We start from the raw sequence: 15,282 nt of genomic DNA, 5'->3' as shown, positions 1-15,282 counted from the left end.
AAAACTAGTTTTGAAAAAATTTTTTTGGGGCGTTTCGTTTCGCCAAATCGAGGAGGCAGGTAAAATGTCAGACAATGAATCGAACGCAAAACTAGTGGGCAGTGATTACCTCGCCGAGGTTTTTGGTGTATCGAAGCGTAGGATTCAACAGCTCACTAAAGAGGGAGTCATTGTTGCCACCAAGGTTAAGAATGCCAATTGTTATGACCTTATGCCAACGGTTCAGGGGTATATTAAATACCTCAGCAATAAAATTAACAACCGCGAGCCTAAAAATAGTGAAGCATTAAAGAACGAGGCTAGAAAGTCAAAAGCTGAAGCGGATCTGAAAGAAAGCAAAGCCAGTATGGCAGCTCTTGAATTGGATGAGCTTGAGGGGAAAATGCATCGTAGTGAGGACGTTGAAGCTATGACAACCGATTTAGTCTTTTCAATTCGAAGTATGATTATGGCTTTGCCTGGACGTTTAGCCATTGATGTTGCCGGTATTACGACAGCCGCTGAAGCCTCAGAACGCATTAAGCAAGAATGTTTCGGTATCCTTAATGATCTTTCTAACTATCGTTACGATCCCGAAGAATATAAACGGCGGGTAAGGGAACGTCAAGGTTGGAAAGAGCAGGAGAAAGATGGCCCGGACGAAGGATAAGCGAGCGATCGACCGGCTGAATGCAGCCATTTCGAATGCGCTCAAAAACTTCAAGCCTCCCGAAGACCTCACTGTTTCGGAATGGGCTGACAGGAACCGCCGCCTATCCCCTGAGAGTTCAGCAGAGGCCGGACCATGGAGAACTTCGCGAACCCCTTATCTGGAAGAGCCGATGAATGCTTTTAGTGATGCAAAGGTTCATCATATTATCATGGTAGCTGCGTCACAGGTCGGGAAATCCGAGTTTGAACTTAATGTTATTGGCTATATCATCGACCAAGATCCTGGAACCATCATTTTTGTACAACCGTCTGTTGTGGAAGCTAAAAAGTTTTCCCGTCTCCGTGTGGCCCCAATGATCCGCGATAGTAAGCCGTTAAAGTCGAAAGTAGCTGATGCCAAGGGTAAGGATAGCGGCAATACTATTCTGCAAAAGTCATTTCCTGGCGGTTCACTCATGATCATAGGATCAAACAGCGCCGCGGCTTTGGCCTCAACTCCAGCACGATATATCCTTGGTGACGAACGCGATCGCTGGGCCATAAGTGCCGGTGATGAAGGTGATCCATGGGCCTTGGCTGAAGCGAGGCAGGCGACATTTTATAATGCAAAATCCGTAGAGGTATCAACGCCGACGATTAAAGGCAGCAGTAATATTGAGGCGTCGTTTTATCTTGGAACTCAGGAACGGTGGTGTCATCAATGCCCGGAATGTGGCGATTGGCATAATATTGTTTTCGGAAATGTGAAATATGACTATGAGGAAATTAAAGTTGGCAAGAAGAAAACCTATAACGTAACGATAAGCGGCTGGGCATGTCCCTCATGTGGGTGTATTTCACCCGAGAATGTCATGCGTAAACAGCCGGCGAAATGGATAGCAGCCAATCCCGAAGCCTATAACAATGGTGTTCGCTCTTTCTGGCTGAATGCGTTCTCTTCTCCGTGGACATCCTGGAGCAAAATCATACGTAAATTTCTTGAAGCTCAGCATAATCCGCAGAAACTAAAGGTTGTCGTGAATACTCTTTTTGGTGAACTTTGGGAGGAAAAGGGTGAGGGCGTTGAATCGGATGACTTAGTTAAGCGGCGGGAACGCTATGATTGCGACGTTCCAAAGGATGTCTTGGTTTTAACCTGCGGGGTTGACGTCCAAAAGAACCGTCTTGAATATGAAATTGTAGGCTGGGGCCTGGAAAAGGAGTCCTGGGGCATTCAATATGGCGTTATTATGGGCGATCCTGGACAACTTACCACGATTACAAGCCCGGAAGGATTGAAAATACGATCTCCCTGGGAAATGCTCGACGATATCCTAAACAAAGAATACCTTACCGAAGATGGCCAGGTGCTTCAGATCATGACGGCCTGTATTGACTCAGGTTATCATTCGGATACTGTTTATAGTTATTGCAAAGCCCGAGAAATTAATAGAGTATGGGCCATTAAAGGCCAGGGCGGAAGCGGAATACCCTTTATTCATCGGCCAACGAAACGAAATGATGCCGGAGCGTGGTTATTTAACATTGGTGTTGACGCCGGGAAAGATACCATTACTTCGCGTCTAAAAGTTGAGTTTGAAGGGCCTGGGTATTGCCATTTCCCTATCGATAATGATAAAGGTTATGACCGAACTTACTTCGAAGGGCTGACTTCTGAGCACAGAACAACCCATTATTCCAGGGGACAAACCATATTACGATGGGAAAAACGCTCATCCGGGGCACGCAATGAGCCGTTTGACCTTCGAAATTACGCCACTGCAGCGCTTGAAATCTTGAAGCCTAACTTGGAAATGCTTAAAAAATTGCGTGAAACGACCGATAACAGCCCTCAAAAGCCTAGTAATATTGCCAACAACACGCCGAAAAAAAGGCGTTACGGTGTTGTTTCAAGAGGCATTGATTTGTAAAAAAGGAGTGATTACTACGGCAACAAGATTAGAAACTCTGAATAATCGGCTCGCTGAATATCTTCAGTGTGAGGATTCGATTTTAAACGGGGCTCAAAGCTATGCCTTAGCGAAAAAGACGATTACTAGGGCAAATTTACAGGAAGTCGCCGAGATGATTAAATATCTCGAAAAGGAAATCGCTCAGGAAGAAAGCCGATCCAGGGGCAGGGGAAGAAATCTTGTTGCCGGTGCCATTCCGATCGACATTTAACACCTAAAAATTTAAGGTGTTTTATTTTTTGCCCTGAAAGGTGGTGAGAATTTGAATTTAATCGACCGAGCAGTTTCGTATTTTGCACCAAATAGGGCAGTACGTCGCGTAGCCGCCAGAAATGCTCTAAAAGTATTGAATACCGGCTATTCAGAGGGCGGGGCGTCCGTTCGTAAAAAATCTATGCGCGGTTGGAGAAGCAGGAGCGCCAGCCCGGAAGAAGATATCGACCTCAATCTTTATACACTTCGTAATCGGTGTCGTGATTTGTACATGAATGCCCCGTTGGCCAGAGGATCTATACAAACGACGCGCACCAATGTCATTGGATCAGGGCTTAAGCTAAAATCCCGCATTGATTTTAATTTCCTTGGATTATCCGAAGAAGAAGCGGACGAATGGGAACAGACCGTTGAGAGAGAATTTTCCCTATGGGCGGAATCGGTCCATTGCGACGCTTTAAAAATGAACAACTTTTATGAGCTACAACAACTTGCCCAGTTATCATGGCTCCAAAGCGGAGACGGTTTTGCCCTATTAAAACAGGATAGGCCCCAGCCATTTATGCCTTATGGCCTGAGAGTACATCTTATTGAGGCAGACAGAGTATGCACTCCCAATACTTTTAGCAATGTTATTGCCGGCGAAATAAGCATCTTTGCCATTGAAGGCAAAGCCCCGAATGGCAATCGAGTCATATCTGGCGTGGAAATTGATGCTAATGGGGCTGTTGTTGCGTATTGGATTTGTAATCGTTACCCGCAATCCTTTTATTTTGCCAGTGATTTATCGCCTTTAACTTGGACAAGAGTTGAAGCTTTTGGGCCTCTAACCGGCAGGCCCAATGTCTTACATCTCATGGAATCGGAACGTCCTGAACAGCGAAGAGGTGTGCCTTTCCTTGCTCCGGTTATTGAAACTTTGAAGCAACTCACGCGATATACCGAAGCGGAGCTTATGGCTGCAGTAGTAACAGGCATGTTTACCGTATTTGTAAAGACCGAAGGCCCTACTAGTGAAATGCCCTTGGGGTCAATGGTGCCTGAATCTATGGGCCAGGAAAATCCACAAGCAGAAACCAATGAATCAGTGGACTATAAATTAGGCAACGGCGCTATCAATATTCTTCAGCCTGGTGAGGACGTAGAGATGGCGAATCCAGGCAGGCCCAACACAGCCTTTGAAGGCTTTGTGGATGCACTTTCAAAATATATTGGTGCAGCCCTAGAGATTCCTCAAGAACTGTTGCAAAAATCATTTAAGGCCAGTTATTCTGCAGCAAGAGCGGCACTTCTTGAGGCCTGGAAAATGTTTAAAATGCGTCGCGCTTGGATGGCTCAGGATTTTTGCCAGCCGATATATGAAGAATGGCTTGCTCAAGCGGTTAGCCTCGGGAGAATAAAGGCCCCGAGGTTTTTTGATGATCCGGTTATCCGTAAAGCATGGTGTGGAGCTGAATGGAATGGACCTGCCGCCGGCCAACTTGATCCAACAAAAGAAGCTGAAGCTGCACAAATGCGAGTGGAAAATGGTTTCAGTACGAGGGAACAAGAGACGATGGAGATTAACGGCGGTAACTTTGACCGAAATGTTCAACAGGCCAAACGAGAAAACGCCCAGATGAAGGAGGCGGGATTTAATGGGCCAGCAATTAGCCCCAGTAAACGGCAACAAGCCAATAATGGGGCAAGCGACAAACCCGATGAAAACACCTAAAACTAGATATTGGAACTTTGTCATGAATGCGGCCACCGAAACAGAGCCCGAGTGCGTTGAACTTCGCATTGAGGGTACTATTGTTGACGATGAGGACGCCTGGTTATATGAGTGGTACGGTATTCCGTCTGCTGCGCCGAATGCTTTTCGCGATGAACTTTCCCAATATGCCGGGAAAGACCTTACGCTTTGGGTGGATAGCTATGGCGGCAACGTCTTTGCAGCGACCGGTATGTATGTTGCTCTCATGGAACATAAGCAGACAGGGTCAACCATCACCGGCAAGGTGGGAAGTAAGGCCATGAGCGCCGGAACCATCCCTCTTATGGCCTGTGACCAAATTCTCATGGCTCCTGTCGCAATTCTGATGGTTCATAACCCATTATCGAGCGTCCAAGGGTATGCAAGCGACATGAGAAAAGCTGCCGATGTGCTTGACGTCATTAAAGACACCATCATTAACGCTTATGCTAATAAAACAGGAATAGCAAGGGATAAAATCTCCAGCATGATGGATGATGAAACCTATATGAGCGCTAATGTCGCCACGAAGGAAGGCTTTGCCGACGATATTCTTTACCAAACCGGCGAAAAACCAGGTGATGTCATGAATTTTGCCTACAATAGGCTTTCAGTCATCAATAGCGCGAATGAATCCATAAAGCATTTGATGACGCTCTTAGATTCTGGCGCCATTTTGGTGCCTCAAAATAAACATAATGAGGAGGAAACGATTATGGATTTGGCTGAACTCAAAGAAAAGCATCCGGACATCTACAATGCGGCTATCAATGAGGGAAGAGTGAACGCAGTTAAGGCCGAAACCGAACGGCTCAAGGCGTTTGATGTCTTAAATGGCAAAGTTGATCCGGAGTTTTTGGCCAAGGCCAAGTATGAAGACGGGGCAACGGCTGAAAGCGTGCTTTTTAAAGCCTTACAGGAAGGGAAAATGATCAATTCAGCCTATGTTGCTCAGGCTGAAGCTGATGCCAATAATGCAAATCAAGTTCCCGGCAGCGCATCTGATGATACTAAACCAGACGAAGTAACAGGGATCCTAAACAGGGTTACAGCAATTGCCAAGAAAACCCTTGGGATTGCAGAAGGAGGTAATAAATAATGCCAAATCTTGACACATTGACCTATGACAATCTTTTTGCCGGGAATATTGACGTTGTAACGGAAGAAATCACCATTGGAGAGAACCAAACGATTCTACGTGGCGACTTACTTGAGAAAAAGGTCACTGAAACCATTGCCGTTGAGGGAGCCGTTGGGACTACCAATCGAACTGTCGCTACTAATTTTGTTAGGCCGTCAGGAGCTGCTGACGAAAACAGTTTTTATGCGGTAGCATCCGAAGATATTACAACCGGAGCGGGAGTTACAGCCAAAACCATCGGGTATCGAGCTGGGGTTTTCAACGAGAATTCGATGCGTTTCGGTGGAGCCTCTACGGCCGATGACAACCGGGATATCCTAGCGGCCCAAAATATTTACCTCAGGCAAGCAGTTAAGCAGTAAATCAAACAATAAGAGGGGGAAACTTACATGCCAATCAATATTTATGATCCCAGAGTTATGGACCAACTCGTAAGCGTTATGCCGGCCACCGGAGGATTTTTCAGGGATACCTTTTTCAATAGGCATTTGCCCATTCTCGGTGACACGGTTGATGTTGATTTTTACAAGGGGAAACGACGAATTTCGCCCTTTGTCAGCCCTAAAAGTGCCGGGAAGACCATTGAGAAAATTGGTTATAAGACCAATACTTTTAAGACTCCGTTGCTCAAACCAAAAGACGTAACTGGCGTTGAGGATATTTCTGTAAGATTACCGGGCGAAGGTCTTTATAATGCCGTGGCAGCTGAAGAAAGAGGCTTGATCATGCTCACTAATGCCTTAAACGACTTTAACGATATGAATATCCGTCGTGAAGAATGGATGGCTTCCAGAGCAATGTTAACCGGAAAAATACCGGTTATCGGTGAAGGTGTTAACTACGAAATTGATTTTGGATTTACGAATAAAGAAGCACTTGCCGGGGGAGCACTTTGGAGCGCTGATACTAGCGATCCAATGGCGGACATTGATCGCTGGGTTCTTATTTGCCAACAGAATGGATACCATACTCCCAACGTTTGCTTGATGTCTTCGGATGCCTATAATGCCTTTATGACCAGAGTTAAAGCACAAGGCTATTTAGATCAATTAAGTCTCAATCTAAATGTTCTGCAACTCAATCCCCGTCAGTTATCGGAGAATGTCATCTATGGCGGCATGATCCTTAAGTATAACATGCCGATTTATATTTATAACGAATGGTTCTTAGATGACTGGACGGATCCTGCCAACCCGACGGAAAGTCCCATCGTTCCCCCTGGTACTGTTTTGCTAGGTTCCACCAATGCTAAGACTACCATTTATTACGGCGAAATTAAGCTGACCGATGCTACAACAGCAAGCGGATTCCGTTCGATCGTTGGCGAAAAAGCCGCCCAAACATGGATCGAAGAAGATCCGCCGCAACGATTCTTAGCGCTCCATAGCCGGCCGTTGACAGTTCCCCAGGAAGTTGATTCTTGGTATGTAGGAACAGTTCTTTAATTTACAGATTAAGGGAGGATAAAGAACGTGGCTATTATTGTTAAAGAAGGGTATATACGGTTTAAAAATAAATCATATAAAGTTGGGGAAACGGTCAAAGGGCTTTCTCAAGCTGAAGAAGACAAGCTTATTTCAAAAGGTATTGCCGAAAAGGCGATAGAAGGAGCTAAACAAAATTCAAAATCAAATGTTCCCCCTGCTGCTCCCGAAACTTCTGCACCCCCAACAGATTCATCTGTACAAACTCCAGCACAAGCCGAAACGGCAACTTCTCCAAGTGAGACGCCTGAAGGACCAGCAACGTCTATGCCTCCGGTAACTCCTGCTGATCCGGCTAATTCTTCCGCAGCTCCTTCTACCACGGCGGCCGCAAATGGCTAATTTTAAAGATTATCTAGCCAGCGATTTAGATATTTTCTTTAATCTTGATGAATTGGGCGAAGAGCACATCATTGACGATAAACTCATGACCATTGTTCCTGACAACGAAGAGCTTAAAGAGCGGAAACTCAAAGCAGCAGAGGGTACCTATTTAGGAGACCTCCTTTTTCATGTCCGGAAGTCTGAATGGGGGCTAAAACCTTCAATCAAATCTCAGATTATTAAGTTTGATGGTAAAAAATACCACGCTTCGGATTATCAAGAGAATGATGGTGTTTGCACGATTATCCTGGAGGCTATTGGCTCATGATTACGATTGACGCCGAAAAACTAAAAGAAGTTGAAGAACGACTTGGGAGCTTTAAAAATAAGGCTCCCAATGTTATTGCCAGGGCCTTAAATCGGGCGGCTCAAAATGCCCGGACTAATGCGGTTAAGAAAGTCCGAGAGGATTATCAAATTAAAGCCGGTGACGTTCGGAGTACCATTAAAATTACGCAAGCCAATAGGACGACTCTTGGGGCCGTCGTGAAATCGACGGGGGAACGAATTCCCTTAATTAAATTTAAAGTAAGCCCTTCGAATCCGAGACCTAAGAAGCCGCCAAGCGTTCTAAAAGTCCAGGTAAAAAAGACGGGTCTCAAAGAAATCGTAGGGGCTTTTGTGGCCGACATCAACGGAAATAAGGTTTTTCGCCGTACGGGAAAGAGCCGTCTTCCTATCGAGCAGCTTTATGGCCCTGCGGTTCCTCAAATGTTAGGAAGTTCAAGTGTCAGGCAGTTTGTTGAATCCGAAGCGTCCAAAATGTTTGATCAACGGCTTGATCATGAAATTCAAAGGATATTGGAGAGCGGTTAAGAATGATACCTACCGAGTTACAGGACGTTCTGGTTAAAGAGATGGGCTCTCTGTTCAGCGGAATGCAGCTTAAGAATCCTGATGGCGAGTATGTAGCAGTGAATATTTATCCTCAATGTTTGCCTGTTCCAAAGAAAGATGAGCACGAGAATACTATTTCGCCATTCCCTTATGTTGTCGTCCGGATCCAAGAGGGCGAGGGCGTCGATGAAGAATCGGGCGATACTTGCAAGCTTATGTTTGTCGTCGGAACGTTTGACGACGATGAAAGCAACCAAGGTCATAAAGATGTACTCAATGTTTTGGAAAAAATACGGCAGCATCTCTTTAAAAAACGCATTTTCAACAAACAGTTTGAATGTGTTTACCCCTATAAATGGACGGTCAATGAAGAGGATGTCTGCCCCTACTATTTTGGAGGCATGGAAACTAATTGGACCGTGCCTAAGTTACTTTTTGATGATGAGGAGGGATTAACTTAAGATGGCTTATCAACATGGAATTTCCATTCAAGAGCTGGCAACGCCTGTCACGGAGCCCATTGAATCTCTGTCGTCAGTGCAGGTTGTCATCGGTACGGCGCCGGTTAATTTGTTGGCTGATCCGGCCGCGGCGGTTAACAAGCCTATTGTAGTCCATTACCTTGATGAAGCGAAGGCTGCAGTAGGGTATAGCGACGATTTCGACAATTATACGCTTTGCCAGTCGATTGACGCTTGTTTCAACCTGTTTGGCGTTAGCCCATTAGTGCTTATTAATGTTTTAGATCCCGCTGTCCATAATGTGGACGTGCCAGAACAAACCGTGGCTATTGTCAACAATTCAGCTAAGGTAAACACGTTTGGCGTTCTTCTAGACAATACATTCGTTGTCAAGGACAGCACGGGCACGACAACCTATAGCAAAGGAACCGATTACACAGTTTCCTTTGATGCTGATGGGTATCCGATCATAACAGTTGTCAGCACCGGTGATATTCCTTCAGATGCCACGCAGTTAAAAGTTACCTGTAAAAAAATCGATCCGTCGAAGGTCACGGAAACGGATATTATCGGGAGTTATATTTCGGCAACGGGTACCTATAAAGGAATTGAATGCGTTCAACAGGTATTTCCCCGGCTTGCCCTTGTACCGGGGCTATTACTTGCCCCCGGATGGAGTCATAAGCCAGAGGTTAAGGAAGCCTTAAATGCCAATAGTTCCGCAATTAATGGATGTTTTAGCGCCGAAGTTGTTCTTGATGTCGATTGCTCTGCCGTTAAGGATTATACAGCGGTAGCATCATGGAAAACGACCAATGGCTATACGGATAAGCGCGATATTGTCCTTTGGCCAAAGCTCAAAGTCGGCAGCAAGATTTATTGGTACAGCGCAGTGATGGCAGCATTAATCTCCTATACGGATGCCCAAAACAATAGTGTCCCGTATAAATCTCCTTCGAACAAAGTATTGCCCATTGATGCTACAGTTCTAGCCGATGGCACTGAAATTTATTTGGATATGCTGCAGGCGAACGAATTAAACGGCAATGGGATTGTAACCGCTATTAATATGGCGGGGTGGCGTTCTTGGGGGAATAATACCGGGATTTATCCCTCATCAACGGACGTGAAAGACCGCTTTATTCCGGTTCGCCGGATCTTCGATTGGTGGGGAAATTCGTTTATTGTGGATTTCTTCTCGAAGGCTGATGATCCAACGAATTACCGCCTTATTGAATCCGTTGTAGATGATGAAAATATCAAAGCCAACGGATATCAAGCGGCGGGGCAAATTGCTGGGGCAAAGATTGAATTCAGGCAACAAGATAACCCCATAAGTGCAATTCAGGGTGGCCAAATTCAGTTTATCCAATCGATTGGGGCATTTCCTCCGGCTGAAAATATCATTGATGTGCTTCAATTTGATCCGAATATTCTTCAGGCAGCCCTCTTTGGAGGTGGTCAATAATGTCCGTTAATGCAATTCCAGAAAAAGTGATCAATTACAACGTCTATTTTGACAACGAAAAGCTAATTGGCGTCAATGCAGATGCGACACTCCCAAAACTTGAACCTATGACCGAAACAGTTTCGGGGGCTGGGCTAGCAGGCGAGTATGAAAGTCCAGTTCCCGGCCATTTTGGCAAGATTGAAATGGACCTTAGTTTTAATACCGTGAGCGAAGACTCAGCAAAACTCTTGGTTCCGGGAACAAAATCCTTGGTTCTTCGCGCTTCGCAACAGAGTTATGATGTCGCGGGCGGACAAATGCAATATAGACCCTTGAAGATTACCTTAAAAGTGTTAACCAAGGGCGTAGATCTGGGCAAAATTTCACCTGGGAAGGCTACAGGCACGAAGAATACATTTGAAGTGCTTTATATCAAGATTGAGGAAAATGGGAATACCCTGCTAGAACTCGACAAGATCAATTTTATTTACAATGTCTTTGGTGTCGACGTTCTTGCCGATATCCGCAATCAAATTTAGGAGGATTTGCAATGGAAAAAGTGGTTGTTATCGAAAAAAAGGGTAATGAATATTTGGTCGAATTTAATAAGACCTTTAACTTTGAAGGAAGAGACTATAACGAAGTAGATTTGTCAGGCCTGGAAAGGTTAACAACCATGGACTTGGCGAGAGCTGATAAAATGTTTATTTCAACCGGTCAGGTCGCCATGATGAACGAGATGTCGACAGGTTATGTCTGTATCATTGCAAGCATGGTCTCGAATAAGCCTGTCGAATTCTTTCAGGCTCTTCCCGCAAAGGAAGGCATTAAGATTAAAACGATCATTTCAAGTTTTTTTTACAATTAGGTATTAAACAGGGAGACGGACAGTGGCTGAGAAAAGCTGCTGTCCGTCTTGGTTTGGATACCTTCACGTCGATAGAATTTTATCTAACGTTAAACATCTCGGATTTTCTCGATATTGCCTTAGAGATCAAAGAGGTGACTGCAGATGGCCAGTAAACTTTATCAAATCGCATTTCAACTTGGAGCAAAGTTAAGTTCTAGCTTTGGCAGTACCTTTGCATCTGCCCAAAGACAGATGGGTAACTTAAATGAGCGGCAAATCGAAGCTGCTACAGCTTCAGAAAAAGCAAGCAAGGGTTTTTTAGGACTCGGCGAAGGATTAGGAAACGTCGTAAAAATGGCGGCTGGTGTAGCTGGCGGGATCGGGTTTGCTGAAATTGCCAAACAGTCGATTGAATTGGCCTCGGATCTGAATGAGGTCCAAAACGTCGTAGACACAACCTTTGGTAACGGGTCAAAGCAAATTGATGCTTGGAGCAAAACAGCCCTTAATGCTTTTGGATTATCTGAATTACAAGCCAAACAATTCACCGGGACAATGGGAGCAATGATGAAGTCTAGTGGAATAGCTGGAGACAAACTCGTCGATATGAGCGAAAATCTCAGCGGTCTGGCCGGTGACTTTGCTTCTTTTTATAATTTAGACATAGGAGATTCCTTTGAAAAAATTAAGTCCGGTATTTCCGGTGAAACTGAGCCCCTAAAAAGTCTTGGTATCAATATGAGCGTTGCTAACTTGCAGGCCTATGCCTTGAGCCAAGGTATCAAGAAAAGCTGGAATAACATGTCTCAAGCTGAGCAAATTCAAATGAGATACGGTTACTTACTCAGTGTATCTAAGGATGCTCAGGGCGATTTTAATAAGACTCAGCAAAGCTTTGCCAACCAGGTTAGGATTGCAAAAACCAATTTAGCGCAATTAGGCGCGACAATCGGGGCTAAAGTGTTGCCATTCCTGGATGGAATATTAATCGGGTTTAACAGTTTAATGACCACAGGACCAAAAGTCATAGAAAATATCAAAAACTATTTCACGTCAGGGTCTAGCGGAATCTCTACATCGTTTAATAAGATTAGTTCATCGTTTGCCACATTTAAAACAAATCTTAGCTCGGGAACGAGCATTTCACAGGCGTTTTGGGCATCCTTTAAAAGCTCATTAGGCGAAGGCGCTGCCGGAGCCATTTCCAACATGATTGGTTATTTTGAATTTGGAACAAAAGGCTTAATTTCGTTTCTTAAAGGTGATATGAAATCGGCAGGCGACTTTTTTTACGCCATGTTTCCTGATGAAGCGGGAACACAGGATAAAGTTAATAAAATAATATCCATTCTCTCAGGACTAAAGGCTTCAGTAATCAATGCCTTTTCACAAGGTAAAGCTAATATAGCAGCGTTTGGAAAGTCAATCTCTGATATAGCGTCGAAATACGGTCCTCCTCTCATATCCTTCGCTCTCAAATTCGGCCAAGGATTTGTAAAAATGATTCCCTTATTCCAGAAGATTTCTCAGTCGGTTATCGGAGCTTTTATTAAAATCTCTCCGGTGATTTCTGGAGTTGTCGGTATTATTGTAAACAATGTTTTGCCGCCATTGTTAAAACTATTTAACTTTATAGCCACGAACATTGTTCCCTTGGTAGCCAGTGCCTTTGTGACTTATATGCCGAGAATAGCCCAAATGGTAAATAATTTATGGACTATTATAAGTCCAATCCTGAAGTTCCTCATCGGCTTAATCACGATGGTAGGAGCAGAGGTTGGAACTGTTGCTTTGGGAATTATCAATTTTGTCGCTAACTTGGCCAAAAATTTGTTCAACATTCTGGACGGAATCATTCAATTCATTTCGGGAGTCTTCACAGGGAACTGGTCAAGTGCTTGGGAAGGGGTTACTAAAATTTTTAGCGGAATCTTTGGTACCCTGGGAACTTTGTTGAAAGCTCCGTTGAATGCAGTTATAACCTTAATCAATGCTTCTATTTCCGGCATAAACCAAATTAATTTTAAGATCCCTGATTGGGTACCTGGCCTTGGTGGTCAACAATTTGGTATAAACATACCCAAGATTCCCCAACTTGCCCAAGGAGGATACATTAGGCATAGAGCCGGGGGCATCTTGGCCAATATCGGTGAAGGTAATGAGGATGAAATTGTATCGCCGGTTTCTAAACTAAAGAGTATTTTAGGGGGAGCACAAGGAGCTTTAGGCCAAGTAATGCAAGTTACCTACCAGATCACCATTCAAGGAAACGCCAGCGAAGACGATGTTTATGCAGGGGTCGAACGAGGTAACGATGATCTTGAGAAACGTTTAAAGCAAATCGATGCCAAGAAGCAAAGGCTTTCCTTTCAACCGGGATAAGGAGGTACCGCGATGACTACCTATACAACAGTCTTAGGCGATACTTGGGATATGATCGCTTATAAACTATCCGGTCATGAAACATGGGCTAAAAATCTTATCGAAGTTAATCCCCAATATGCTCAAACGGTCCTTTTCTCTGCAGGAATCGTTCTTAATGTACCTGAACTGTCAACTTCAACAGATTATTCAGCGTTACCGCCATGGAAGCAAGGTGCTGCCAATGCTGGCACGTAGCGCTGGGATAAAGATCCTTTACCAAGGAATTGATATCACAACGGATCTGATTAAGGATCTTTTGAGTTTTAAATATACTGATAATGCGGCCGATAATGCCGATGACGTAGAAATAACCCTCAAGGATAAAAGTGGTAAATGGCTGAATAACTGGTGGCCGGAGAAAGGGGATTCTCTTACGGTAGAAATCAACACGACAAACTGGCGCAAGGACGGAGATAGTCAAACTCTTCCCTGCGGCAGCTTTATTGTCGACGAGCCGGAGTATACCGGCCGGCCCCGAGTTATGACTTTAAAGGGTATTTCAACACCATCTAATACCAACTTCACAACAACGAAGAAAAGTAAGGCTTGGGAACAGATTAACCTTAAAACAATCGCTCAGGATATTGCCGATAATGCAGGACTGAATCTGTTTTTTGACAGTTCAATTAACCCAACCTATGACCGGAAGGACCAATCAGATACCTCAGATATGGCGTTTCTAGCCGATTTGTGTAAGTCTGAAGGCATATCGTTTAAGGTGACGGATCATACGATTGTACTTTTCAATGAAGCTGATTACGAAAATAGGCCAAGCATTTGTACTTTAGTAGAGGATGGCGGCCTTGTTAACAGCTACAACTTAAAAACTTCGCTGACGAACACAGCCTATGCCGGTTGCCAAGTAACGTATTACGATGCCAACAAGGGCCGATTGATTGATTATCTTTTTAGCATTAAAGATGATATCGATCCCGCCAAAGATAAGGTTTATGTTGAAAATACCCGAGTCAATAGCTTGGAAGAGGCGCAGAGGCTTGCTCAAAAGAAACTCCGCGAATTAAATAAGAAAGAATTTTCGGTGACGATGAATGTTGTCGGCGATGTTCGACTTATCGGCGGTGTTTGCGTGGACATTAGCGGTTTCGGAAAATTCGACGGGAAGTATTTCATAGACAAAGCGGCACATAACCAACCGAGTTATACGGTTGATTTAGAAATGCATAGGGTTTTGGAGGGATATTAATGGACCCAGAGACCAGGAAAGCCTTACAAGCACTCATGAATTTAATCAGAGTTGGCCAAGTCAGTTCTGTAAATGAAGTAAAGGGCACTGTCCGAGTAAAATTTGGCGATAAGGACAATTTAATTAGTCCGGAGCTCTCCCTTTTTAGTTCTGAATACGATATTCCTCCGATCGGCAGCCAAGTCCTGTGCTTGTTTCTTCCTAATGGCCTTCAGCAAGGATTTTGCTTGAATGGGTTTTACTCCGATGTCAATCCGCCTCCTGTTCAGGATAAGAACATATATTTTAAGGCCTTTGGCGATGGGACTACTTTAAAGTACGATCGGCAAGTAAAAGAACTTGAGATCGTGGCAGCAGGAAGAGTTAATATTAATGCTGCTGGTAACGTGAATATTACCGGGGACCTGACAGTCCAAGGAAATATTAATGCCTCCGGAACAATTATTGATGTTGGCGGCAATACGAACCACCACACTCATCCGGCTTAAGGCGGTGG

The 15,282-nt window shown here is 44.4% G+C and carries 18 protein-coding genes; all 18 read left to right on the top strand.

The genetic code is table 11. The features are described 5' to 3' along the window. Window positions 1-64: 64 nt before the first annotated feature. The 18 genes from B5Y67_RS18065 (at window position 65) to B5Y67_RS17980 (ending at window position 15,274) form a co-directional block, all read left to right on the top strand. Window positions 65-649 carry a protoporphyrinogen oxidase gene (locus B5Y67_RS18065; RefSeq protein WP_088227798.1) on the top strand — a complete coding sequence of 195 codons (585 nt, stop codon included), beginning with the start codon at window positions 65-67 and terminating at the stop codon, window positions 647-649. After that, entirely contained in the window at window positions 630-2,561 is a 1,932-nt protein-coding gene (locus B5Y67_RS18060; RefSeq protein ID WP_088227797.1) for a phage terminase large subunit family protein, read from the top strand. Before B5Y67_RS18065 ends, B5Y67_RS18060 begins: the two co-directional genes overlap by 20 nt. Next, window positions 2,533-2,814 (top strand): DUF6148 family protein, encoded by a 282-nt coding sequence (locus B5Y67_RS18055; RefSeq protein WP_170932738.1) that lies wholly within the window; start codon window positions 2,533-2,535, stop codon window positions 2,812-2,814. Before B5Y67_RS18060 ends, B5Y67_RS18055 begins: the two co-directional genes overlap by 29 nt. A 51-nt stretch (window positions 2,815-2,865) precedes the next feature. Then, window positions 2,866-4,530: a phage portal protein gene (locus tag B5Y67_RS18050; protein ID WP_088227795.1), complete on the top strand. Its 1,665-nt coding sequence runs from the start codon at window positions 2,866-2,868 to the stop codon at window positions 4,528-4,530. Continuing rightward, window positions 4,454-5,650, top strand: coding sequence for a head maturation protease, ClpP-related (locus tag B5Y67_RS18045; protein WP_207652430.1), 1,197 nt, complete (start codon window positions 4,454-4,456; stop codon window positions 5,648-5,650). The genes B5Y67_RS18050 and B5Y67_RS18045 overlap by 77 nt, the downstream gene beginning before the upstream one ends. After that, window positions 5,650-6,054: a hypothetical protein gene (locus B5Y67_RS18040; RefSeq protein WP_088227794.1), complete on the top strand. Its 405-nt coding sequence runs from the start codon at window positions 5,650-5,652 to the stop codon at window positions 6,052-6,054. The genes B5Y67_RS18045 and B5Y67_RS18040 overlap by 1 nt, the downstream gene beginning before the upstream one ends. 27 nt (window positions 6,055-6,081) lie before the next feature. Continuing rightward, window positions 6,082-7,137, top strand: coding sequence for a major capsid protein (locus B5Y67_RS18035; protein ID WP_088227793.1), 1,056 nt, complete (start codon window positions 6,082-6,084; stop codon window positions 7,135-7,137). A 27-nt stretch (window positions 7,138-7,164) separates the two neighbouring features. Continuing rightward, entirely contained in the window at window positions 7,165-7,518 is a 354-nt protein-coding gene (locus B5Y67_RS18030; protein WP_088227792.1) for a hypothetical protein, read from the top strand. Then, the gene (locus tag B5Y67_RS18025; protein WP_088227791.1) at window positions 7,511-7,828 is read left to right on the top strand and encodes a hypothetical protein; all 318 of its coding nucleotides are present in this window, start codon (window positions 7,511-7,513) and stop codon (window positions 7,826-7,828) included. Before B5Y67_RS18030 ends, B5Y67_RS18025 begins: the two co-directional genes overlap by 8 nt. Further along, window positions 7,825-8,376 (top strand): phage tail protein, encoded by a 552-nt coding sequence (locus B5Y67_RS18020; RefSeq protein WP_088227790.1) that lies wholly within the window; start codon window positions 7,825-7,827, stop codon window positions 8,374-8,376. Before B5Y67_RS18025 ends, B5Y67_RS18020 begins: the two co-directional genes overlap by 4 nt. 2 nt (window positions 8,377-8,378) lie before the next feature. After that, entirely contained in the window at window positions 8,379-8,858 is a 480-nt protein-coding gene (locus tag B5Y67_RS18015; RefSeq protein WP_088227789.1) for a hypothetical protein, read from the top strand. A 1-nt stretch (window position 8,859) separates the two neighbouring features. Further along, on the top strand, window positions 8,860-10,326 hold the full coding sequence (locus B5Y67_RS18010) for a phage tail protein (protein WP_088227788.1): 1,467 nt from the start codon (window positions 8,860-8,862) through the stop codon (window positions 10,324-10,326). After that, entirely contained in the window at window positions 10,326-10,847 is a 522-nt protein-coding gene (locus B5Y67_RS18005; RefSeq protein ID WP_088227787.1) for a phage major tail tube protein, read from the top strand. Before B5Y67_RS18010 ends, B5Y67_RS18005 begins: the two co-directional genes overlap by 1 nt. 11 nt (window positions 10,848-10,858) lie before the next feature. After that, the gene (locus B5Y67_RS18000; protein WP_088227786.1) at window positions 10,859-11,176 is read left to right on the top strand and encodes a hypothetical protein; all 318 of its coding nucleotides are present in this window, start codon (window positions 10,859-10,861) and stop codon (window positions 11,174-11,176) included. 144 nt (window positions 11,177-11,320) lie between these two features. Continuing rightward, complete coding sequence (locus tag B5Y67_RS17995) at window positions 11,321-13,540, top strand: hypothetical protein (RefSeq protein ID WP_088227785.1); 2,220 nt, start codon at window positions 11,321-11,323, stop codon at window positions 13,538-13,540. Between the two features lie 12 nt (window positions 13,541-13,552). Next, window positions 13,553-13,777 (top strand): tail protein X, encoded by a 225-nt coding sequence (locus B5Y67_RS17990; RefSeq protein ID WP_088227784.1) that lies wholly within the window; start codon window positions 13,553-13,555, stop codon window positions 13,775-13,777. Next, a complete protein-coding gene (locus tag B5Y67_RS17985; protein ID WP_170932737.1) occupies window positions 13,764-14,786 on the top strand; it encodes a contractile injection system protein, VgrG/Pvc8 family in 1,023 nt (340 codons plus the stop codon). The genes B5Y67_RS17990 and B5Y67_RS17985 overlap by 14 nt, the downstream gene beginning before the upstream one ends. Further along, window positions 14,786-15,274 (top strand): phage baseplate assembly protein V, encoded by a 489-nt coding sequence (locus B5Y67_RS17980; protein ID WP_088227782.1) that lies wholly within the window; start codon window positions 14,786-14,788, stop codon window positions 15,272-15,274. The genes B5Y67_RS17985 and B5Y67_RS17980 overlap by 1 nt, the downstream gene beginning before the upstream one ends. Window positions 15,275-15,282: the final 8 nt, after the last annotated feature.

This window comes from Desulfosporosinus sp. FKB (assembly GCF_002196705.1).
In the GTDB taxonomy this organism is placed as follows: Bacteria; Bacillota; Desulfitobacteriia; order Desulfitobacteriales; family Desulfitobacteriaceae; genus Desulfosporosinus.
Note: the sequence above shows the minus strand (reverse complement) of the source record. Positions and strands in the feature narration are given on the sequence as shown.

Bases quoted from the DNA above. Each gene is read 5' to 3' on its own strand.
- B5Y67_RS17990 (WP_088227784.1), top strand. From the start codon at position 13,553: ATGACTACCTATACAACAGTCTTAGGCGATACTTGGGATATGATCGCT.
- B5Y67_RS18025 (WP_088227791.1), top strand. From the start codon at position 7,511: ATGGCTAATTTTAAAGATTATCTAGCCAGCGATTTAGATATTTTCTTT.
- B5Y67_RS17985 (WP_170932737.1), top strand. From the start codon at position 13,764: ATGCTGGCACGTAGCGCTGGGATAAAGATCCTTTACCAAGGAATTGAT.
- B5Y67_RS18005 (WP_088227787.1), top strand. From the start codon at position 10,326: ATGTCCGTTAATGCAATTCCAGAAAAAGTGATCAATTACAACGTCTAT.
- B5Y67_RS18045 (WP_207652430.1), top strand. From the start codon at position 4,454: ATGGGCCAGCAATTAGCCCCAGTAAACGGCAACAAGCCAATAATGGGG.
- B5Y67_RS17980 (WP_088227782.1), top strand. From the start codon at position 14,786: ATGGACCCAGAGACCAGGAAAGCCTTACAAGCACTCATGAATTTAATC.
- B5Y67_RS18065 (WP_088227798.1), top strand. From the start codon at position 65: ATGTCAGACAATGAATCGAACGCAAAACTAGTGGGCAGTGATTACCTC.
- B5Y67_RS18010 (WP_088227788.1), top strand. From the start codon at position 8,860: ATGGCTTATCAACATGGAATTTCCATTCAAGAGCTGGCAACGCCTGTC.
- B5Y67_RS18015 (WP_088227789.1), top strand. From the start codon at position 8,379: ATGATACCTACCGAGTTACAGGACGTTCTGGTTAAAGAGATGGGCTCT.
- B5Y67_RS18020 (WP_088227790.1), top strand. From the start codon at position 7,825: ATGATTACGATTGACGCCGAAAAACTAAAAGAAGTTGAAGAACGACTT.
- B5Y67_RS18060 (WP_088227797.1), top strand. From the start codon at position 630: ATGGCCCGGACGAAGGATAAGCGAGCGATCGACCGGCTGAATGCAGCC.
- B5Y67_RS17995 (WP_088227785.1), top strand. From the start codon at position 11,321: ATGGCCAGTAAACTTTATCAAATCGCATTTCAACTTGGAGCAAAGTTA.
- B5Y67_RS18040 (WP_088227794.1), top strand. From the start codon at position 5,650: ATGCCAAATCTTGACACATTGACCTATGACAATCTTTTTGCCGGGAAT.
- B5Y67_RS18000 (WP_088227786.1), top strand. From the start codon at position 10,859: ATGGAAAAAGTGGTTGTTATCGAAAAAAAGGGTAATGAATATTTGGTC.
- B5Y67_RS18035 (WP_088227793.1), top strand. From the start codon at position 6,082: ATGCCAATCAATATTTATGATCCCAGAGTTATGGACCAACTCGTAAGC.